The organism is Selenobaculum gibii, from assembly GCF_030273445.1.
Lineage (GTDB): Bacteria > Bacillota > Negativicutes > ICN-92133 > ICN-92133 > Selenobaculum > Selenobaculum gibii.
In genome coordinates, this window is the sequence record NZ_CP120678.1 from 2,129,538 (window position 1) to 2,151,944 (window position 22,407).

Below are 22,407 nucleotides of genomic sequence, written 5' to 3' on the forward strand. Positions count from 1 at the left end.
AATCGTTGATAAATATCAAAATATTTGGTACTCCCATTAATATCTTTAAGCCCAAATAATTACTCTCATTATCTTATGCGGGCTTTGTATAAAATGAACTGCTCTATAAATTCTATTGTTGATTATTTTATTCTATTTTAAATATAGCATAAAATAGTTAATATCAGGTATTATCTTTTTGCCAACGTTTTAATTTTGGAAAATATTCTCCCATCATTTTTCTAGCTGAAGCTTCAGATATTTCTTTATGTGCAGCTGCCATATGCGGAACACAAAATTCTATCATTTCTTCCATAGAGCAATTAGCGACGAATTTTCCATTTTCATAGCAATATTTACAATACTCCTTACTTTTAGCCCCATCAGCTTCCGTACCATACATTTCTTCTGAATTCCCCATTGGCATACCACAACTTTGGCAATATTTTTCTTCCATTTAAATTCTCCCTTTTATTTTTTATTCTTAATATGTCGTATATAATTAAACAATTTCGATTATAAAAACACCATAAACTTTTTCTAGTATAAATTAATTCTGCTTACGTTTTTCTTCAAGATTTCGTAAGATATGTTGCTCAAATCCTCGAATATTTCTTACTATGTCAATTGCCTCAATAAGGGAACGATATTCTTCCCCTATATTAGTCTTGATATTTTTCGCTATATCAATATCTAAAATTTTAAACTCCTCTTTGCATGAAGAAAATCTTTCTCCTAAATACTTAATTAAAGTAATTTCATCTTCTTCAAAAATACTATTAATAATTAATATATCCTTTGCTTCCAAGAATCTATAGATAACTATATCAATAGGTGCCCATTTTATCTTTTTATACAAATTAGAAAATTTTCCTGCAAAATTTTCGGCACTCTCTCCAGTATTAAAATTTAATTTGTTCCATAAACTCCAGTCACATTTTTCTAAAAATAAGCTTTCATACCTTATTGCATACAAAATAATGTCATTTATCGAATTTCCCTTACAACATGGCATATCCTCTATTACGTTATAATTTTGATTCAATTCAATAATTTTACTTTGCCTTTTCTCACATTCTAGCAAAAAATCAGCTAATTCAGTGAATAGATGAACAGCATAACTGTTTCTCAACTGGTTATGTTTTCTCCACTCTGGATAACGGGCCGTTACAAAATAAAATATCACACTGCAAATTATCGTTAAAGCAATTGCTAATAAAACTTCGCTCTGCACTCTAAATAATTGATAATTCTCATTTATATAAATTGTCCATATACTTAATCCTAATAAGATAAAAAAAATCTTTTCTATAAATTTAAAGCTCTCAAAATAAAAATTCATCTTGCAAAAAAAACCATGTAAAAATCTCCCATTATTTTTAAAACCAATATTCAAATTTTACACCCCTTCCATTAAAGTTAAATTTAGCCAGGTATAGATTTTACCAAACTTCATTTTACTAAGAAAATAATATCTAATTTAAATTAGAATTAGAGAATCAAACTTTTTCCTTTATTGCTTGCTACTATCATATTTTCTCCCCCAATTAATTATCGTACATTTATTCTATCTTCTTAATAAAAATGTAGAAATTTGTTGTAATTAGTCGTTTTTATATTGATTATCCATTTCGATAATCGGTAATAATTCTCCTCTATAAAAGGTTCTTTAAAAAATCTATAGTCTTAATTTTTCTCCGAGGTCTCTTTAATTTGATAATTCCCTGCTCTATAGTAGCTACTTTTTAAAATAAAACTTTATCTTACGATAAAGTTTTATTTTAATATTGCTGTGAAATACTATTAAAGTATTTCATGTATTTTATCATAGGAGTAATAGAATGAAGAAAAAGAATTTAAAAATGAAAAGAGTCAGTATCGAACATCTTGATCAATACAATCAATTACTACGATATGTTTTTCAAGTTACGGAAAATGATCTTAATAAAATAGGCTGGGAAGAAAAGGACATACAACTGGCCAAATTCCCCACATTGGAAAAAGCAAACGTTTTAGGCTGGTTTGATAGAGATACCCTCATCTCTCAAGTCGCGGTATATCCTATGAAAGTTCGTATTTTTAATCGCACTTATGACATGGGTGGATTAACAGGCGTGGGTACTTATCCTGAATATTCTAATCAAGGCTTAATGCATAAATTGTTATATCAAGTCTTAAATGAAATGAGAAATAAAAAACAATTTATTTCTTATTTATATCCATATTCTATCCCATATTATCGAAGAAAAGGCTGGGAAATTATCTCTGATAAAATCACTTATGAAATCTGCGATTACCAGCTTCCCAAAAGACAACAAGTCGGCGGAGATGTCCGTCGTGTCTCCACAGATAGCGACAGCTTAAAAGAAGCTTATCATAGATTTGCTTATCAAACTCACGGTGCTTTCTTTATTAAGAGACGACCTGGCTTGGAATGAGTATTGGTTATGGGATTCTGACGACTTAATGGCAGCAATATACTATAATGAAGATGAAAAACCAGACGGGTATGTAATCTATTGGATTGCCGACGATATATTTCATATCAAAGATATTATTTTTCTAAATGAAGATGCTCGATTAGGTTTATGGAACTTTATTGGTGCACATTTCTCAATGATTTCTAAAGTTATAGGAAACACCTTTACAGATGAACCTTTAGCTTTTTTGTTAGAAGATGCAAATATCAAGGAAACGATTTCTCCTTATTTTATGGCAAGAATCGTTGACTTTGAACAATTCATTCAACTTTATCCCTTCAAAACCTCCATTATAGATAGAGAATGGACTTTTACACTACACGATCCATTGCTTTCATGGAATCAAGGAACCTTCACACTTAAAATTTCAAAAAATGGTGAGGGATCTACTAGTCGTTCATTGAAAAAGTGTCATGATAAAATTGATATTCAAACTTTAACAACTATGCTATTAGGATATAAACGACCAGATTATCTGCACAAAATTGGTCGAATCGAGTGTACGCCTCAAACAATAGATATGCTAGAAGATGCAATAGAACAGCAAACTCCGTACTTCTCGGATTATTTTTAATAATGTTTTTAGTATTAGGTCGATTAAAATTCCCCAACCTCTTGTTTCATTTTAAATATTCTCCAAAATAGTAAAATCCGTTAAGAGTTTCATCTTAACGGATTTTACTATTTTATCATAACTTTTTTACTATCCTCTATAATAAGCATACTGAATTCAACCTATTATTTCTATGGGATTTTTCATTACTTATTAAAAAAACGACCTACTTCTTCATACTGTGGTTCTATAACCATATTTCCTGTCTTATCTATAAATCCCCATTTATTATCTTTCTTTGCAGAAATAAAACCATTATAACCATCTGGAACTTCATCAAATTCTATTGGTAATACACCTGTTCCATCTATATTACAATAACCTTCTTTCTTATCTTTTTTCACGCCAAAAACATTACCCCGAAGTTTCATAAATTGCAGGAACTATTTCTTTTCTGCTTTTATCAAATCATGCTAGCTGTAGAATTAACAAGTTGATTTAATTCAGCACCATAAGCAATATGCCCATATATTGCTATCATCACCCCAAGCAATACCGCTGCAAATTTTGGCCTAACTTTCATTTAGCCATCTCCTTTTAATTATCTAAAATAATTTTATTTCAAAATCCAAAGCTCCCTGCATTGCATCTCGTATAATAAAATGATACAATCTATCCGTTAACCAAAATTTAATACAAGTTAACTGATAAATTATATTTTTGTGGAGGATTTTTATGGTTTTATTTATTAACGGTTGGGCAACAAATAAAACAATCTGGTCTAAGCTTCACTTAAGACAAAATAGTAATTTTTATGATGTCTCTTTGCACAAAAGTTTTTCCGACTTAGAACATCAGCTTTATCATCTTTACAAAAAATCTTCTCATCCGCTAACATTAATTGGTTGGTCTCTAGGAGGGATGCTCGCTTTAGAACTTGCGCATCAACATCCAAGAAAAATAAAAAAACTTATTCTAATATCATCAACTGCAAAATTTGTTCAAGACGAAACATATCCTTGTGGCCTAAATGAAATTATCGTAAAAAACTTGTCTAGAAAAATACATAGAAATTCCATCGCTGCACAAAAAGAATTTTATAAGTTAATGTTTTCGATCGAAGAACAATCTTTTCAACAAGAATTTATCCAAGAGCAATTCCCAGCAATGCTCGTAAGCAATATAGATAACCTACAAGAAAATTTACAATATTTATTGCAAAAAGATTTACGGAATATTTTAAAGGAGATAAAAATTCCTACGCAAATTATTCACGGAACCTCTGATAAAATATGTCCTGTCGACGCAGGTAAATATTTATATGAACATTTATTTAATGCTGAGCTTACCTTACTACCCACTTGCGGTCATATTCCATTTCTGACACAGCAAAAAGCTTGCGAGAAAATATTTTTTTCGCAAGGCAAGGAGGATGTTTAAATGTTAAACAAAAATATGATTACCAAACATTTTTCAAAAGCTGCTAAAGAATATGATGAATATGCAAAAGTACAAAAGAAAATGGCGTTGGTCCTAAATGATTTGTTAGAAGAGAAATCAAATTACGAAATTTTAGAAATTGGGTGTGGAACTGGATATTTAACAAAAATTCTTGCTGATAAATTTCCAGATGCGAATATTTTAGCCACAGATATTTCTCCCGATATGATTGAATCAGCCAAATACAAATTATCTAACTATCAAAATATTACTTACGCTATTTTAGATGGCGAAAAAATTTCAACCGATAAAAAATATGATCTAATTATCTCTAACGCAGTTTTTCAATGGTTTTCAGATTATAATCAAACATTTCAACGTTTTTTCGAATGTTTAAATCCCAATGGGTACTTAATCTATTCTACCTTTGGGCCTAAAACTTTTATCGAGCTCAGTCAATCTTTTACCTATGCATATCAAAAAAATCAGATAAAACAAAACTATATTATCGGACCTTCTTTTTCCAAAATGAATGAACTCATTAATATTTCCACTAGCATAGGTTTCATTTCCACGCATCAAGAAAAATTCTATACAGAATATTTTCCTTCTCCTAAAGATTTTTTACGAAGCATAAAAAAAATTGGTGCAAATAATTCTTCACAAGCAGACCATGTTCTTGTTAATAAAAAAGTTATGACAGATATGCTCACTTATTATGAAGATACGTTCTCTAAAGATGATCAAGTATACACAACCTATCATGCTATTTACGGAAAAAATCAAAAAGTTTAGAGTGATTTTTGAATAAAGTACCGTTGATCTTCATTAAGACGAACTTAACTTATTCATTTACATACATAATAAATATTTCTTTATTAAAAATTAAAATAAAAATATTATTTCTACAGCAAATAAAATATCCTGTCCTCATACAAGAACAGGATATTTTATCGAACTCAACCTTCTCAAATTCAGAATAAGTTCTCTTTTCTACTAAGATTTATTACCTTTTTATTTTTATTATTGAGCAGCAGCTCTTTTAACTTCAGGTCCATAAATTGTTTTGAAGTCATTTTTCATAGAAATAGCTACCCATCCATTTTCCTTTGCACTCTTTGCCATTGAATCAGCTTTCTTTTGGTTGCCAAGTTCGCGATCAAGATCATCACAAAGAAGTGTAAATGCATCACTCTTATATTTATTGTTTATTATCGTATATTGGAACATACTAGCATCACCACTGCTATTACCAAATGCTAATACTGGCTGTTTACCAATTTCTTGTGCGATATTAGAGACTTTATTCATTTTTACATTTTTGCGTAAGAACTCACCACGGATAATTCGATCGTCTTTTGCATAAACATAATCAAGTCCATCTTTTCCATTTTGATGCGATGCAAGAATATCAGCATCCGTTCCAATTACATTATTTGGCGCAATCTTCATAATACCATCAACTAAAATACGTAACGCAGGTCTATCACTACCAGATACGATATAAACAGTGAAGTCGTTTGCCTGGAGATAGGAAACAACTTCTACCATTGGTAAATAGAAAGATTCTCCACGTTTTAAATTGGTCAATCCTTCAGCAGGAGTTTCCATGAATTTTTTCACATAATTTTCATATTCGGGGAAAGTCATTCCTGCAAATGCTTTTGATTGTGCAATAGCTTCTTTAAGTTCCATATCTTCTGGAAGATGTCTTGCATCAATTGCAGCTTTTACAACTTTAGCATAATCTTTATCTTCCGGAGAAGCATTATATGTAGGATCATCTAATACACGGTCCAAGTACATCATCCATTCAAAATAAGACGGTGTAGTTTCACAGATTAGTGTACCATCCAAATCGAATACTGCAATTCGGTCTTCAACAGGAATAAAATTAGCACTTTTTTTGTTTGTAACATCTTTAACATAGTTAACAAGAGTCTGCTTTGCTGGAGAATTATCCGCCCAATACTTAAAATCTCCGGCTTTTGATACATGAATATTAGCGATTTCTTCACGAGATGCTGCCTGTGTACAAGTGGCAATGCCTATCGCCATGGCAAATACAAGGATAAATGAAACCAGTTTTTTCGTTTTATTCATTTTTCTGCCTCCCTAAGAAATATTTTGTTACAACTCCAATATACTCCTTTTAAATTAAAAATTTTGTCATAATTTGTACTTAATATTTATTTAATGGTATTTTGCGCTAAAAAATACCCATTTCACTTTATTGTCAGACATATATCACATCGCAATTAACAATATAGAGTTGTTGACAACTAAAATTTATTATGATACTATTTTCTACGTTCATCGGAGACTTGTAATCGCAATTACAACGGTCGGATAAGATGTCGGGGGATCGCCCGGTATTTTATCCGGCTTTTTTTGTTTTTAGGAGGATAAGAATTGGAACAAAAAAATACTTTTACTGAAGGTGCTATTCTTGTACCTTTGCTTAAATTTTCTTTACCGATTTTGTTCGCCATATTTCTTCAGGCTATGTATGGCGCTGTTGATCTAATAATTGTAGGCCAGTTTGGCGATGCTTCTGGCGTGTCTGCAGTTGCTACTGGCGGTCAAATTATGCAAACTATTACAGGAATTATCACAGGCTTAACAATGGGCACTACTGTATTGCTTGGGCAAAAAATAGGTGCTCAAAATAAATCTGGCGCCGCAAAAACGATGGGAGCATCCATTTGTATTTTTACAGCAATCGCAATAATCTTGACTATACTATTATTAATTTTCGCCCGTCCTCTAGCCACACTTCTTAATACGCCTGTTGAAGCATTTGAAAAAACTGTTCAATATACAATGATCTGCTCATCAGGTTTAATTTTTATTGTAGCGTATAATGTCATTAGTGGTATTTTTAGAGGCCTTGGCAATTCCAAACTTCCATTAATTTTTGTTATTATCGCATGCATAGTAAACATCTTAGGAGATTTACTTTTAATTGGTTTTTTTAAACTTGATGCAGTCGGAGCCGCTATAGCTACTGTGCTTGCACAAGCACTAAGTGTTATTTTATCTATTATGATAATTAAAAGAAAAAAACTCCCCTTTAATTTTTCCAAAAAGCATATTAGCTTTCATAAAAATGAAACAAAAAAAATATTATTACTTGGTTCTCCAATAGCACTACAAGACGCACTCACCAATCTTTCCTTCTTGATTATTACCGCAATTGTAAACGTGCTAGGTCTCGTTGCATCGGCCGCCGTAGGAGTAAGTGAAAAAATTGTAATCTTTATCATGTTGATTCCTATAGCCTACATGTCTGCCATTTCAGCATTTTCAGCGCAAAATATCGGAGCAAGAAAACCAAATCGAGCTAGGCTTGCTATGTTTTACGGCATGGCAACTTCTCTAATTTTCGGCTTTATTATGTTTTATATTGCTTTCTTCCACGGAAATTTGATAGCGGAAATTTTTTCAACTGACAATGACGTAATTGAAGCATGTGCCGATTATATGAAATCGTATGCTATTGACTGCATTCTCGTTTCGATCCTATTTTGTTTTATGGGATATTTCAATGGTTGTGGCAGAACAATGTTTGTCATGATACAAGGTCTGCTTGCCGCATTTTTAATTCGTATCCCATTTTCTTATTTTATGAGTAAAGTAGAGGGTGCCACAATGTTCGAAATAGGGCTTGCATCCCCTATTGCAACAACTTTGTCTATCATTCTTTGCATTATGTATTACATTTTTAGTAATCGAAACGAGAAGCTTTAAATTTATGTTCTAATTAGTCTTTACTAATCTTAATAATACTCATCATTACTATATAGGCGTTAAGACCAAAAGTCTTAACGCCTATATAGTATTTTAAGTAAATTTCCAAAATTGCATCTTTGTTACATATATTAAAATATCATATTTAAATAATTTTTATTTATAAAAATTTCAATTTAAATTTAGATTATACAAGAGAAGCATTTTATCTTTTCCCAACAAAAAGAGTCCCACCTCTTCCCCCCTTAACAATTTCATAAATTCCTAATGGATTTTTCCCATTCATAATAATTGTATCAATTCCCTGCGAAGTTGCCATTTCTGCTGCTTGCACTTTCGTTTTCATGCCACCTGTACCACGCCGCGAACCAGCACCTCCAGCTAGAGATAAGATATGTTCATCTATCTTTGTGATGCATTCTATTAATTTTGCCTTTGGATAAAGGCGTGGATCACTATCATAAAAACCGTTGATATCAGATAAAATAATAAGTTTTTTCGCCCTGCACAGTACTGCAACCACAGCCGAAAGCATATCATTGTCTCCAAACAATCTATCCTCTGACTCAATTTCAGTATAACTTACTGAATCATTTTCATTTACAACTGGAATAATTCCCATTTCAAGTAATGTGTTAAAGGTATTAATTAAATTTTCCTTTTTCTCCTCATTTTCCATATCTTCCGCATTCAACAAAATCTGTGCAATCGTTTTATCATAATTATTAAAAAATTTATCATATAAGTACATAATACTACATTGTCCAACTGCTGCCGCCGCTTGTTTTAACCTCATACTCGTTGGCCGTTTTTTCATTTGTAACTTATTCGCTCCTATAGCAATCGCACCAGATGATACTAGAATAACTTCATACCCCATATTTTGAATGTCAGACAACACACAAGCAAGACGATCAAAAATTCTTAAGTCGCTTTTTCCTATATCATTGGTCAATGTAGAAGTACCAACTTTAACAACCATTCTATTGTTATACAAACTCATCATACTTACCTCATCTTTACAAATTATTTTCTTTCAAAAAACATCAAACTCATGAAAATTTTTCAGCAATATCCCTGATTAAACTCTTGCTTTATCCAATTTATAAAACTTGAAATCTCACTAAAGGAAGTGTATCATAGTAAAATAAATCACAAAAGTGAATGTTTATCATGTTAACAATGATAAAATCAGATGAATATGAGGTAATATAAGATGGATATGAACATCCAAAAATATATGGCATTTGTTCAAACTGTTGAATATGGGAGTTTCACCAAAGCGGCGGAAATATTGAATTATTCTCAATCTGGGATTAGTCGAATGATTAACGATTTAGAAAAAGAATGGAATGTATCCCTGCTCGAACGTAGTCGCTTAGGTGTAAAACTAACCTCTGATGGATTGAAACTATTGCCCTTTGCAAAAAATGTTTGCAACGAATATCAAAAACTCCAAACACAAGTAGACGAGTTGAATGGATTACAATCCGGACTTATCCGAATAGGCACATTTTCAAGTGTGGCAACGCATTGGCTCCCAAATATTATAAAGAGATTCCAAGGTAATTACCCTAATATTGAATACGAACTCTTATTAGGTGACTACTTAGAAATAGAAAATTGGATTTTAGAAGGACGCGTCGATTGCGGATTCACACGCCTTCCTACACATCCCGGTCTTGAAACAATTTTTCTAGAGCAAGATAAGTTTCTTGTCGTCTTACCCGAGAATCACCCCTTAGCCTCTTGCGAAATTTTCCCGGTTAAAGAGTTATGTAATTCCCCTTTTATGCTTTTAGAAAAAGGAGTAAAATCTGAAATCTCAGAAATATTTGAACGTAGCAATCTTTCGCCTAGGATACGTTTTACAACTTGGGATGATTATGCCATCATGTCTATGGTGGAAAGCGGTTTAGGAATCAGTATTCTACCACAATTAATATTAAAGCGGATTCCCTATAAGATCATTCTAAAAGAACTCGATATTCCTGCATATAGAAATATCGCAATCGCTCTACGCAATAAAAAAACTGCCTCATTGGCAGTTAAAAAATTTTTAGACTATTTAAAATATAGATACTAATCTACTTTATATATCAGTTGAAACTGGCAAATAGATAATAAACCTACTACCTTGTCCCACTACACTAGTTGCCTGTATCGATCCATTATGAATCTCTAGCAATTGTTTGACGATTGCTAGTCCAATCCCAGAACCACCACTTTTTTTATCTCGCGATTTATCAGCTCGATAAAAATGTTCAAAAATAAATGGCAAATCTTTTTGAGAAATACCACACCCCGTATCTTCAATAATAATTTGTACCCAGCTTTCATTGTTTTTTTCCACCAATGCACTATATACAGTAATTATCCCCTGATCAGGAGTGTAACGCAAAGCATTTACCAATAGGTTATAAAGTACCTGATTTATGCGATTGACATCAACAAAAACATCCGGAACCGGTTGCAATTTTTTCACAAATAGAATCCCTTGATCATCTGCGATTGCCTCCAGCATATTCAATGCTCGACCAATAAGAATATTGATATCCGTAGCTTTTTTTTCCAAAGTCAGCTGATTAGTTTCGGCTAACGTTAAATCCTTCAAATCATTAATCATTCGATTCAAATGTAAAGTTTCTTCATATAGTGATTGAATTTGTTCATCACTACGCTTAATCACATTTTCTAACATACCTTCTAAATTCCCCTGTATTACAGACAATGGCGTTTTTAATTCATGAGCAATATCAGCCAATAGTTGTTTTCTTAGAGTAATACTATCTGCTAAGGATTTTGACATATCATTAAAAGCAACAGCTAATTCACCTATTTCATCATTAGCTATAACATCTACTTTCTCTCCATAATTTCCTTTTTTTAAAGAATCTACACCTTTACCTAACTTACGAATCGGAATAGTAATACTTTGTGCAACTAGAAAACTAGCAATAAGCCCCAATATTAAAAGAATAGCACCTACCCAATATAGAGAATGATGAATCGACTGTAAAAAAATTTGTTCCGGTGTATCCATACCGATTTTATTTATCATATCAATACTCTGCGCATTTAAGTATGTGTTAAAATGTAGTTCCATTTGGTGATTAGCTAAATACACCAGTAAAAATACAGTTATCAAAATCGTTAAAAACATCAGTCCAGTAATTCGCCAAGTAATATTAAACATTATAATCACTGGCTAATTTATAGCCTATTCCATAAACTGTCTGTATATAAGTTGACTCTTGTTGACTATCTTTTAGCTTTCGACGAAGATTTTTAATATGCGCGTCTATCGTACGTTCATATCCATCAAAAGCATAGCCTTGTACTTGTTCAACAATTTGTAACCGTGTAAATACTTGATTAGGATTCGCCGCTAATAACTCAAGTATTTTAAATTCCGTTGGTGTCAACTCTATAGTAATTTTGCCTTTACTTACAATATGTTTAGCAATATCAATAGATATATTGCCAACGCGAATCAGCTCATCAGCATTCGATACATTTTTTGAGCGTCGTAAAATAACTTTAGCTCTAGTAACAACTTCACGCGGGCTGAACGGTTTGGTAACATAGTCATCAGCACCTATTTCTAATCCAATCAACTTATCGGCTTCTTCATCTCTAGCCGTGAGCATTATAATCGGCACATTGCTTTCCGTACGTATTTGCCGACAAATTTCTAACCCACTTATTTGTGGCAACATTAAATCTAATATAACAATATCCGGATGTTTCTCACGGATCCATAGCAAAGCTTCCTGCCCATCATAAGATGCACTGGTTATAAAATTCTCCAATTGAAAATAAGCTTCTAGCAATTTTACAATTTTCTTATCATCATCTACAATCAATACAGTGTGTTGCATGGTTACTTCATTCCCTTGCATATTTTTTATCTATTTAGTATTAAAAGGGTACCCTAAAGTACCCTTTTAATACTAATATTATAATATTACTTCATATGATGATGTATTTCCATAGTATTAGACTGCCAACCAAGCAATGTTGGATCTGACATGCCAAATACCATAGCAATATGTGAAACAATCAGAAACGCTATCAATAAAAGAAAATGCAATTTCATCTTTTCATCCTCAGACTTATTGGGAGCAATAATGCCTAGTTCTAAAAAGGAAATTCCCATCAGAGGAATTACACCACTAACATAAGAACCAACTGCTAATACGTCTAAAATACCCCGCCATTGGATAGATGGAATAACATTAACACATAATTGCAATGCTATCCCCAAAAAGTAAAATCCTAATACTATGCCTAAGCGCTTATTCCATTTTTTCCAGTTACCAGGATGAGAATTTTTAAGATAAACTGTAAAAAATTCAGTAGCAACTAAAGCTTCTGCTAAAAATACTGGTATTACCATATAGAAAATTAAGTTCCAAGGCTGATTAACCGCCAACAATTCCATATAATGTGTCATATTCATAATTCAAAACTCCTTCATTTATTTTAACTAAAAAAATGATATCATTTAAATTTGAAGAAATTATGAACCTTTTGTGAAACATATATGTTAAATTAAAACTATAATTTTCTTTTCATTTTTTTGTGAATGCATTAATCCTTCATTACCAAATACATGACATGCTTTCGCCCAGTGCTGTATCATACATTCATTTGTTACTTTATATTTTGGGGCTAGATAACTATATCCACCTTCTCCAGCGATGTAAGATTGAACGATTTTTTCTTAAGACCACAAGTCTTAACACCAATTCTATATTTAAATCAATTTTCGTAAATTGCGTTTTTTCTGGGGAATACGACTCTCATACAATCTATAAATACAGAGTAATAAAATTTTTCTTAAAAATTCTAATACCAACCTTAATGGTATTAGAATTCAAAAACTTCTCTCATAGTTTATTAACACATATCCATGCAACTCATAAATATTTTCATATTCAATCTTATCTATTCAATCTTAAACTTCGGATAAACCTTTAATTATATGATAAAACTAAGAAAAATCATAATGGATTCAAGAAAATGTACTTTACTGCTACTTTTCTATCTATAATCGTAAAGGTGATAATATAATGTTTATTCCTAAATTAGTTATATTTGAAGAAAAAGCATTAACCTATCCGAAAGGTAAAGCCTTACAAAAATTTTTCGAAGAAAAATCTATTCCTATTCATTATCAAAAAACTACTCGTATTATTTTAAAAGGTGATGCTCCAACAAAATATCAACAGGGTAAAAACACCTTGGTTATTGGTGTTAGAAAAATCAGCGAATTTCAATCATGCAAGCCTTCTGCCCATTATCAACTTCCTTTAGTTAGTGGATGCATGGGGATTGTTTACTAAATGATGACATTAAATAAATTGACATTAAATAAATTGACATTAAATAATACTTGAATATGCTATTAAAACATAAACAAACTCTTACAATAAAAGGGGTTGTTTTTTTTATATAGAATAACATATTTATACATAATTTGGCATTAATCATTTGCACTGATTTATCTCAAGGAGAGTATTGGCATAAATCATTTAGGAGTTGAATATGTGGGCGAGTTAATCTCAATAAATGAAATTGGCTATAAATTTATAATTAGAGCTGCTTATCATAGAAAAGTTACTAATAGTAAAGATGAGTTAGAACAGATTTGTCTAATTGCTGTTCAACACAATACGCTTAACAGACATTTTATTCATCCTTTTTCGGAATTTGTATTACTATTAAAAAAACAAAGTTATAGTTCGATGAAGAACAGAGCAGAAACAGTTGTCCGATTTTTAAATTTTATCTTAAAGAATAATAACAAGTATAAATTAAAGACTTTTTCGGATTTAGATGTCAGACATGGAACTGATTATATAAATAATCTAGTTTATAACAAGCGTACTATTTCATATAGGAAAACAGAAGAAAATAACCTTACCAAATTTTATTACTTTTTAGCGTGCAAAAACCTCTTGAATTTAGTGAATAAGGATGATTTTAAATTCATTATGAATAACGAAAACAAACACCCCAAAACACAATATTTAGAATCATTTTTTCCAGAAGCAGAGCATTCGAGTAGAAAAAGAACGAATCGACACTTACATACAATGGAATCTGAATTATTAGTTCTATTTTTAGAGACCGCTAAAGTGGTTACTCCTAGAATTGCTTTAGGTGTATATTTTCAGGTTATGGGTGGACTAAGAGCTTCCGAAGTGTGTAATTGCACAAGAACAGGAAATACGCTTTATGGCATGTATGGTGAGTTTGGTGTAGATGTGCGTTTACAAAATCAAAACTTTAGTAAAAAACCACAACGTAATGCAACGCACGTAAAAAAACCAAGAATGCAAAGTATTGAAGTTTTCCACGATTATCTTCCTAAATTATATAAAAAACATATTGAAAATTATCTACCTTCCGATGGTACACTAGCTTTGTTTGCGGATAGAAATGGACAAGCAATGACTTTTAGAAATTATGTATACTATTTCGGAAAGCTAAAAGAAGCCTTTATTAAAAATTTAGAGAAATCTCTTAACCCAAAACTTCAGGCTTATGCTATCACTCTAAAAGCGATTAAATGGGGTACCCACATCGGTAGAGGAATATTTAGTAATATAGTATCTGAAATAACCCAAAGTCCAATAATAACCAAAATAAAACGCGGCGACAGCAATATTAAGTCTCAAGAGCCTTATATGGAAAATACGGCAACCAGAAAAAGGCAAAGCGCAGAAGCACTGGATAAAATGTACGAAGAAGGTTATCGTTTATTGAAAGGAGACAATAATCTTGACTAAGAACGCTGAAATTATTGTAGATGGTCAAAAATATATTACTATAAAAAAAGCAGCTATATATTTAGAGCTTAATTGTGGAAGAATTAGAGAACTTTTAAAAAATAAAAGGGTTAAATATCATAAAGCCCCCTCTCGCATTTATATACTTAAAAAAGATATTTTTGAATATAAAGCAAAATGTGATAATATTCGTGATAATTATTATCCATTGCTCAAAGCAAGCCAATTGGCAAATATGGATACAAAATATTTTTATAAGATTGTAAAAAAATACTTTAAATCCTACATCCTTTTTGGTGGTAAATATTATGTATCTAAAGAAGAATTCGAAAATTACATTCAAAAAGAGAATGATCTCAATAAAAACTATTACACCCTTGAAGAAAGTGCAACTCTTTTGGATCGTCATAGCTCATCTGTTTTCGCATTAGTAAAAAAGAAACAGTTTAAGGGTACGCTTCTCTTTAAAAATAAGTACTATATCCCCAAAAGTGAAGTTGAGTTATTTATTACAGAAAATTTTATTAATAACGATGAATATATAGTTATTACTGAAGCAAACAATTTATATGGCATTGACTTAAGGACGTTAAAAAAACTACCAAACACTCGCATGGTGAAGCAACCTAGATTTAAAGCCCTCATCTATAAAAAAGATATCGAGGCATATCTTCATCGACAAAAATACTTAAATACAGATCCAATTCTCGAAGATTCAAAAGCTGCTTATGAGTTTTTTATCATTGAGAGTACAAATTTATTTGAAAACTCTTTATACAAAGAAACAAGTACCCTATATAAAAATTTTGTATTTCTTCAACTAAAAAAATCAGAGGAAAAAAATAAAAGAAAGGCTATCAGACGATATATCCGATGTTCTAGACGTTTACTTAAACTGATACATAAAGATATTTTTTTATTTGATGATAATGAAATTAAATTATTTTTAAGTGAAGAAAGTATTACGACTAACGACAGTGCCCTTATTTGTAGATTTCTACTTTATTGTAAATCTATAAAAAAAAACAAGTGTCGATTTACTGTAATTCCTGTCATACAACGCAAATATGATAATAGTGAGCAAAGAGAAACAATCCCCGAAAAAACGTTCGTTCAATATCATCAAAATGTAATTGATTTGAATTTCCATATACAAAAAGCTGTAAAGAAATCAAAGCACACACAAATTTGGATATATATTATGATGCACTTATTTGAAGCGTGGAGAGCTGGTGATATAAAATCTATTCCAAATATAGATTTAGATCAAGTAAATATTGTTGATTTCAGTTATTTCAATAACAATTTGAATGGTCTCTCTAAGCTCCAGGCAGAAATAATTCTTCAGCAATACTATATGCACGAACTTATAGTTAATAAAACAGGTGCATGTAATAGTTTTAATGTACCTAAATCACTTATTATCCCTTTTGCAACCGCCTTAACTATTGCTGAAATTCATCGGCGGAAAAATAATAAAAAATGTATAATGTATCATTTCCAGAATAGTTATCCTAAGAAATCGGACTATTTGAGATTTTTTAATGGGCAATCAGAACTTGCCGCGTTTTCTAATTTAAAAGCATGTAGAACTTTTTTAACTCTTTTTTATGAATATGTATCTGAAAAATCAAACTTACAGAGTATCGCAAATGAAGTAACACGGAGATTGCGGAGTCATAAATTGCAAGAGAATGATATGTTGCTAACCAATACTACATCTATTTATATCCAAGAGATGAATAATAATGAAAAAGAAGTAAATTTTTCAGTCCATTTATTTGAAAGAGGGAGCTTTGGTTGGCTCTATCATACTTTATTACTCTTTATCGCTGGTGATAAAACATGGAATCGATTATCACTACAAGATAAAACTAATTTAATTGTTGGAATTGAATCTAAACAAAGTCCTCTTCAGATAGAAGGATTAGGTAAGTTTTTATTACGGCAGCAAGAAAAGAAGAAAATACTTATTGATGAAATACGTAATTTTCCCAAAGAAAAATTATTAGATAAAATCCAAGGAATATATGAAGGGATAATGCCAGCAAGAGTTCCAGAAGCTCAATGTTTTGTTTATGGAAATTGTAAGCACCCAAAGCCACAAAAGATTTGTTATCAATGTGAATATCTTATTCCTAATAAATATTTTCTTGTATCTCTAAAAAACGAATTATTTAACTTGCTAAAAGCTTTTCAAGACTTGATCAATAGAGAAGAAAAAGCAATAAAAAGCGGGTATTTCTTAAGTTTAGACGCAGAAAAAATGAAATTAAGATGGATTTTATTAGAATATATGAATTTATTAGGCGAAGCATTAGATGAAGAGTGTGGCTTAGGGAGAGAAACAGTATCAGCTTTTATTGATTTGAATTTGTTATATAAGAGTCTTGAAATAGTGCGTTAAGGGAAGTGCTTTGAAAATGGATCAATTTGTATTAAAAGAGAGTGAAAAAGGAAAAACTCAATTAGTTATTAAAAATGATAATGTTATTTTTAATTCTTCGGAAATTACCGATTACATAAATCGTTTTGAAAAACTAAAAGAACTTGGGAAAATATCTGTAAATACTAATTTCAACGACATTACCTGGATTGCCTGTTATAAGAACGGAAAGATTCGTAATATTAATTTTAAGGTAAATAAATTAAAATTAAATAATGTTTTGAAATGTCTTGTCATTATAAAACTAGAACAAGGTATAAGGCCGTATACCTTACCCCCACTTATTAATGCTTTACAAGAAGTTTTAATTTTAACAAAATGTTTCTCTAAAGATAAAGTTGAGGATCTTGAAGATTTTTTTTATACAAAACCAAAGAATACTGTAAGGAGAGCATATTTAATAATTGATAACTTTTTATCTTTTTATCCTATTTCTAATTTAGACGACTATGAAGATATCTTAGATAAAAACGTTGCTTTGAGTAACAGTAATGTAAGAAAGTTACCGAATTATAAAAGCATATTAACTTTTGATTATATTATTAATAAAACTATTTTAGAAAGACAAAATAATGATTTATTGAAATATTATCCATTATTTCTTTGGTGGAGGATCACTTCTATTATCCCTTTGCGCCCATCGGAATTTTTAGAAATAGAATTTGAGTGTTGCTGGAAGGATGTAAAAGATCGTTATTGGATAAAAATTCCACGAGAGAAAATTAAAGAAACTACTGCAAAACGCAGAATTGAAAGAGTTGATATTTTAGAAACAACTTCAGACATTTATGGCTTTATTGAAGAGTATAAATCTTTATTAAAACCAGAGTTTCGGTCTCCTTATCTTATTTCTTGGAAAGCATTTAACAGTTTCTGCGTTACTCCTGATAACAACTTGAATAATAAATTAGATCAAGAAATTATGTGTCTAAGTAGTATTAGTCACCTTTTTAACAATTTTTATAAATGTAAAATAACTGATACTGATATAGTACCATTAAAGCCAGGTGATTCTCGACACTTAGCTTTTTGCAACATGATATTGCAAGGATTTAACCCAATCGCAATAGCACGGATCGGTGGACATGTTAGTTTAGAATCGCAGTTACATTATTACAATCATTTAGAAACTTACGCTGAGAGCTATGTCTACACTATGTCAAGAAAACTTAAGATTGAAAACCACCTAAATACAAGAAACGCTTCGGGAAAATATGATGCAATCAAAAGAACAGGGCTTCTATGCACGTATTCTTTAGACCAAATTAGAGGATTCTTGGAAATCGAAAAAGGGTATTGCACTATAAAATCAAAAGATTGTAATGAGTTTTTTAATTGTGTAACGGAGTGTTGGTCATGTTTATACCACATTTTAGATGTAGATCGATATCCAGAAGTACAAAAAGAACTTCATGAAAAATCCGATAATCTTGCAAAAATAATTAAGGAGCAAATAGATTTATTAAAAAATATATCTAAAAACATGTTTATTGATTTAGCTATAGAAAAAGGTTCAGTTGGTACAAATTCAAAAATTAAATCTACCGCTGAGCAATTACAAAATCTCATGGCACAAAAAATAGTAATTGATTCTAAATTATTGGACTATGTAAAGGAGGAGAATTTTGTTGAAAAACAACGAGATAATTCGGCACAGAAAACGAGGCAAACCCGCTAATGAAAGTTTTAATAGAGAAAATCTTTTAGTTAAGCTTCGTGAAATTTCATTAGTTACGGATGAAACATTGAACGCGAATAAATTAGAAAAACTAACTGGAATTAAGCGCCGAAACTGGAACAAAGTAAAAGAAGAAATAGATTACATCAATCACTCTCGTCAAACAGGAATGGTAGACACTAACACGATAAGGTCCTTCCCATTACCAAATATTGAGGAAATTTTTGAATTATATTTTCCTCAAAATCCCAAAAAATTAAAAGAAATTTTTCAATCATTAATTGATATGGTAAGTAAGATGTATGAAAAAGTGCTAATCTTTGAAAAGACAAAAGAAAATGCTATAACGGCATCGGCTGAGCAAGCTAGAGAAATAGAAAGATTAAGAAATGAACTCAAACAAGCAAAGGCTGATATAGAATATTATAAAACTAAGTATGATGAAGTATGCGGAGATAGTACATATCATAGTAAGAGAGAAATTCTCAACATCCCCAAAAATGTAATCCATATACCAAAAGGACAAAAAAAACTTTTAACTCTTGATTTTCAAGAACAATTTGGTAAGATCTTACTAGACTCAAATAAAGAGATTTTCATAAAAAAGAATGATTAACAAGCTTCATAGAATTATTTTAAAAAGCTTGTCAATACTGAGTTAGACAAGTTTTTATAAATTAGATTACAAAAATATTATGTTAGTTTGATCACATGATCCAAAAAAGTGAATAAGCCATCAAACTTTTAGTTTGGTGGCTTATTCGTATAGTTAATATATGAATTTTATAATAGTTCAGCGATAATTTGAAGAACTCTCAATATATTAGGAAATCATACTTAATACCAATCTAATCTTTTCAATAATTCCTCATAATTATTAGCAACTTTTTTAAAGTTTTCATATGATCCAGAAAACAAACCCGCTTTCAAAGGCGCCCATTCATCTTTTTTCAAATCAGCTTCTTTTACAATTTCCGCAAAAGGGTTTGTTGAATAACCACGTCTATATTTCCATGCAAACCTTCCAGGTGGTCCCCAACTATTTTTCGTAAGATCTGCAAAAATCAAAGCGATAAATACTTCTGCCTTATCAAACAAATATTCATAACTTTTACCTAAAAACAATATATCATCTAAAATTGGCTGTACTACTTTAAACATATACTCACTTCTTGGAGCGTAATAATTTGGATTTTCTTCATGAACTGCTTGAAATACCTTCGATCTATCAAGTTCTAACATGGCCTTAACTGTTGCTTCAATAGCTGAGTTATTATCGGAACTTTCCTCTGATACGATTTCTGTAGTAAGTATACTAGCAATGGTATCATACCTTTCATTTTCAATAGCAGCGATCGTTGCTACATAAATTAAAATAGATATCGGATACCATCGCATTTTCAGCCAAACTCCGGTTCCACTTTCTACCTCAATATGATCTGCTAATCGTGTTATTATTTTTCTCAATAGATGATTATGGGTAGGATATCCCCAATATGCAACAGTAACAACAATCTTTTGTAACCCCTGACTTATTCTCTCATATTCCTCCAATCGATTACGTACATCATTATTAGTAATGGGGCTTCCCCCCGAATCGATCGGAAAGTATTCTTTTGAAGATAAAGAAAGGTATCTTCGAATTTCTTGTGTAATAATTGTATCCAATTTTATACGAGTACTTTCATCAGAAAGATACAACTTAACATCCTCTAGAAGCTTATTTTCATCATTATCAATATTTCTATCTGAAATAATAGGAATTTCAATCAATTTATCTTCACTAAATTTATCCGCTTCTTTTAAACTAGAAGACATAGGAACATTAAATATAAAATCACCATCCCCATCAAAATAACCATAATGAGGGCTCTGGTTAGAATACTGATCCCTTGAAACTTTGTCAGTAACATATGCCATTAATCTGTTAGCAGTTATTATTCCGTCAGAACTTGCAGCTTCCCCCTCTAAACCGTTAATCAAATGGCCTGTAAATATAGAATGTTCTGGAATTGGCCCACCAGAATCGGCTACAACTTCATCCGCCTTTCCTGCTGTTAATACCTGCCTAGAATATCGTTCTAACATATTCTTTAGATATCGGGTGCTTCCTGGTGGAAGAGAACGTGTAATAGCAAGTCCACTAAAACAAGCATCCATTATAAAAAAGATATGTTTAGCTTTAATTAGGTCAGTATTTCTAGTTAATTCATCCCATCTAATAAATGTTGAGATATCATCAAGCGTTCCATCTACTGGAATCAGGTATCCTATATTGTTACGATTTCCCAATAAAGTATGCCCATGCCCAGCAAAAAATACTAAAATTCTATCATTCTCTTTAATATTTGATTGAGAAAAACTCATATAATTACTTAATATTGCTTTCTTTGTTGCGTCTTGATCAAACAAACTTATTACATTCTCCTTAGGAAAACCAAATTTAGTAATAAGTATCTCTACAATCGCTTCAGCATCATTGCGAGCATATTCAAGCGGATTTACGTACTGATATTTATTAATTCCAATTACTAATGCCCAACTATTATTGTATTTAGATAGATAATTAAATTCCATATTACACTCCTATGTCAAATTCCTAATAATTAACAATACACTGCAATAAACTACAAAATCCTTTTTATTTTTCAATTAAATATTATCGCCGATATGAAAAACAATTTGATAAAAATTATGTATCAACTCCTACCTAGCTACAAAGGAAAAGGTTTCAAAATTTTAATGATTAAAGTATATTTTGTGAATGAAAGATTTAAAGATAAGCTATAACAAATTTACGATTGTTATAGCTTATTTCGTATTGACTTTAAAATTTGATTATGTTGCTCGTCAATAATAGCTCCATTTTCATACCTTATAATCTATATATCTGTTGGCAGAGCTATTTGATATTGCAATTATTCCAAGAGATAAAAGGTTTCAATGGCTCCAAACAAAAACACCTAATAAAAAAAAAGAAAAACAATTCATGGATAATAATTCCAAATAAAACTCAATACGTAATTGGTTCATAACCAAAGCTATAAGAGAACGTGACGAAAAAGCATTAAAACGATATTAATCTGAAGACTGTAAATTCCATGAACGTAAAGATGTTAAAATTTTTAATATTGTTTTAACAGATACCACTAAAGATAGAAACAACCAGACTCTAAATTCAGCTTATTTTTAAAATTGTAAATTTGTTTTAATTCTCTATTTACAAAATTTACGTTAAAAATTAATTTTTAAGGCATTCCTTTATTAAATGATACAAATATTAA

The 22,407-nt window shown here is 30.9% G+C and carries 20 protein-coding genes; 11 read left to right on the forward strand and 9 right to left on the reverse strand.

Annotation, left to right across the window (positions count from 1 at the left end; genetic code table 11):
- Positions 1-163: 163 nt before the first annotated feature.
- Together P3F81_RS10190 and P3F81_RS10195 are read right to left on the reverse strand one after the other, a co-directional pair.
- Positions 164-436, reverse strand: a complete 273-nt coding sequence (locus tag P3F81_RS10190) for a zinc ribbon domain-containing protein (protein ID WP_147670046.1) — start codon at positions 434-436, stop codon at positions 164-166.
- A 93-nt stretch (positions 437-529) separates the two neighbouring features.
- Positions 530-1,321, reverse strand: a complete 792-nt coding sequence (locus tag P3F81_RS10195; RefSeq protein ID WP_309320367.1) for a hypothetical protein — start codon at positions 1,319-1,321, stop codon at positions 530-532.
- Between the two features lie 499 nt (positions 1,322-1,820).
- On the opposite strand from P3F81_RS10195, the gene P3F81_RS10200 reads away from it, so the two are divergent.
- Both P3F81_RS10200 and P3F81_RS10205 read left to right on the forward strand, forming a co-directional pair.
- The gene (locus P3F81_RS10200) at positions 1,821-2,417 is read left to right on the forward strand and encodes a GNAT family N-acetyltransferase (RefSeq protein ID WP_309320368.1); all 597 of its coding nucleotides are present in this window, start codon (positions 1,821-1,823) and stop codon (positions 2,415-2,417) included.
- 28 nt (positions 2,418-2,445) lie between these two features.
- Positions 2,446-3,033 carry a GNAT family N-acetyltransferase gene (locus tag P3F81_RS10205; RefSeq protein ID WP_309320369.1) on the forward strand — a complete coding sequence of 196 codons (588 nt, stop codon included), beginning with the start codon at positions 2,446-2,448 and terminating at the stop codon, positions 3,031-3,033.
- Between the two features lie 185 nt (positions 3,034-3,218).
- Here P3F81_RS10205 and P3F81_RS10210 read toward each other — a convergent pair whose 3' ends face one another.
- Complete coding sequence (locus P3F81_RS10210; protein WP_309320370.1) at positions 3,219-3,416, reverse strand: WG repeat-containing protein; 198 nt, start codon at positions 3,414-3,416, stop codon at positions 3,219-3,221.
- 331 nt (positions 3,417-3,747) lie between these two features.
- Here P3F81_RS10210 and P3F81_RS10215 point away from each other — a divergent pair, with 331 nt between their 5' ends.
- Both P3F81_RS10215 and bioC read left to right on the forward strand, forming a co-directional pair.
- Positions 3,748-4,452, forward strand: a complete 705-nt coding sequence (locus P3F81_RS10215; RefSeq protein ID WP_147670050.1) for an alpha/beta fold hydrolase — start codon at positions 3,748-3,750, stop codon at positions 4,450-4,452.
- Complete coding sequence (bioC, locus tag P3F81_RS10220; RefSeq protein WP_147670051.1) at positions 4,453-5,247, forward strand: malonyl-ACP O-methyltransferase BioC; 795 nt, start codon at positions 4,453-4,455, stop codon at positions 5,245-5,247.
- A gap of 228 nt (positions 5,248-5,475) precedes the next feature.
- Here the strand turns inward: bioC and P3F81_RS10225 are convergent, their stop codons facing one another.
- A complete protein-coding gene (locus P3F81_RS10225) occupies positions 5,476-6,555 on the reverse strand; it encodes an HAD family hydrolase (protein ID WP_147670052.1) in 1,080 nt (359 codons plus the stop codon).
- Positions 6,556-6,864: 309 nt separating this feature from the next.
- Here P3F81_RS10225 and P3F81_RS10230 point away from each other — a divergent pair, with 309 nt between their 5' ends.
- The gene (locus P3F81_RS10230) at positions 6,865-8,202 is read left to right on the forward strand and encodes an MATE family efflux transporter (protein WP_147670053.1); all 1,338 of its coding nucleotides are present in this window, start codon (positions 6,865-6,867) and stop codon (positions 8,200-8,202) included.
- Between the two features lie 205 nt (positions 8,203-8,407).
- Here P3F81_RS10230 and proB read toward each other — a convergent pair whose 3' ends face one another.
- A complete protein-coding gene (gene proB / locus P3F81_RS10235) occupies positions 8,408-9,208 on the reverse strand; it encodes a glutamate 5-kinase (RefSeq protein ID WP_309320371.1) in 801 nt (266 codons plus the stop codon).
- Between the two features lie 210 nt (positions 9,209-9,418).
- On the opposite strand from proB, the gene P3F81_RS10240 reads away from it, so the two are divergent.
- Positions 9,419-10,288 carry a LysR family transcriptional regulator gene (locus tag P3F81_RS10240; protein WP_147670054.1) on the forward strand — a complete coding sequence of 290 codons (870 nt, stop codon included), beginning with the start codon at positions 9,419-9,421 and terminating at the stop codon, positions 10,286-10,288.
- A gap of 6 nt (positions 10,289-10,294) precedes the next feature.
- Here P3F81_RS10240 and P3F81_RS10245 read toward each other — a convergent pair whose 3' ends face one another.
- The 3 genes from P3F81_RS10245 to P3F81_RS10255 all read right to left on the reverse strand — a co-directional run bounded on the left by P3F81_RS10245 (position 10,295) and on the right by P3F81_RS10255 (position 12,664).
- On the reverse strand, positions 10,295-11,398 hold the full coding sequence (locus P3F81_RS10245; protein WP_147670055.1) for a sensor histidine kinase: 1,104 nt from the start codon (positions 11,396-11,398) through the stop codon (positions 10,295-10,297).
- Positions 11,391-12,104: a response regulator transcription factor gene (locus P3F81_RS10250; protein ID WP_309320372.1), complete on the reverse strand. Its 714-nt coding sequence runs from the start codon at positions 12,102-12,104 to the stop codon at positions 11,391-11,393. Before P3F81_RS10250 ends, P3F81_RS10245 begins: the two co-directional genes overlap by 8 nt.
- Positions 12,105-12,169: 65 nt before the next feature.
- The gene (locus P3F81_RS10255) at positions 12,170-12,664 is read right to left on the reverse strand and encodes a DUF6803 family protein (protein ID WP_147670056.1); all 495 of its coding nucleotides are present in this window, start codon (positions 12,662-12,664) and stop codon (positions 12,170-12,172) included.
- Between the two features lie 613 nt (positions 12,665-13,277).
- Between P3F81_RS10255 and P3F81_RS10260 the strand changes: the two genes are divergently transcribed.
- From P3F81_RS10260 to P3F81_RS10280, 5 genes are all read left to right on the forward strand, one after another.
- The gene (locus P3F81_RS10260; protein WP_147670057.1) at positions 13,278-13,550 is read left to right on the forward strand and encodes a spore photoproduct lyase family protein; all 273 of its coding nucleotides are present in this window, start codon (positions 13,278-13,280) and stop codon (positions 13,548-13,550) included.
- A 204-nt stretch (positions 13,551-13,754) separates the two neighbouring features.
- Positions 13,755-14,999 (forward strand): site-specific integrase, encoded by a 1,245-nt coding sequence (locus P3F81_RS10265; RefSeq protein WP_147670058.1) that lies wholly within the window; start codon positions 13,755-13,757, stop codon positions 14,997-14,999.
- The gene (locus tag P3F81_RS10270) at positions 14,992-17,406 is read left to right on the forward strand and encodes a hypothetical protein (protein ID WP_309320373.1); all 2,415 of its coding nucleotides are present in this window, start codon (positions 14,992-14,994) and stop codon (positions 17,404-17,406) included. The genes P3F81_RS10265 and P3F81_RS10270 overlap by 8 nt, the downstream gene beginning before the upstream one ends.
- 16 nt (positions 17,407-17,422) lie before the next feature.
- The gene (locus tag P3F81_RS10275; protein ID WP_147670060.1) at positions 17,423-19,123 is read left to right on the forward strand and encodes a site-specific integrase; all 1,701 of its coding nucleotides are present in this window, start codon (positions 17,423-17,425) and stop codon (positions 19,121-19,123) included.
- Positions 19,074-19,739 carry a hypothetical protein gene (locus tag P3F81_RS10280; protein WP_147670061.1) on the forward strand — a complete coding sequence of 222 codons (666 nt, stop codon included), beginning with the start codon at positions 19,074-19,076 and terminating at the stop codon, positions 19,737-19,739. Before P3F81_RS10275 ends, P3F81_RS10280 begins: the two co-directional genes overlap by 50 nt.
- A gap of 221 nt (positions 19,740-19,960) precedes the next feature.
- Here the strand turns inward: P3F81_RS10280 and P3F81_RS10285 are convergent, their stop codons facing one another.
- Entirely contained in the window at positions 19,961-21,700 is a 1,740-nt protein-coding gene (locus tag P3F81_RS10285) for a caspase family protein (protein WP_147670062.1), read from the reverse strand.
- Positions 21,701-22,407 lie beyond the last annotated feature (707 nt).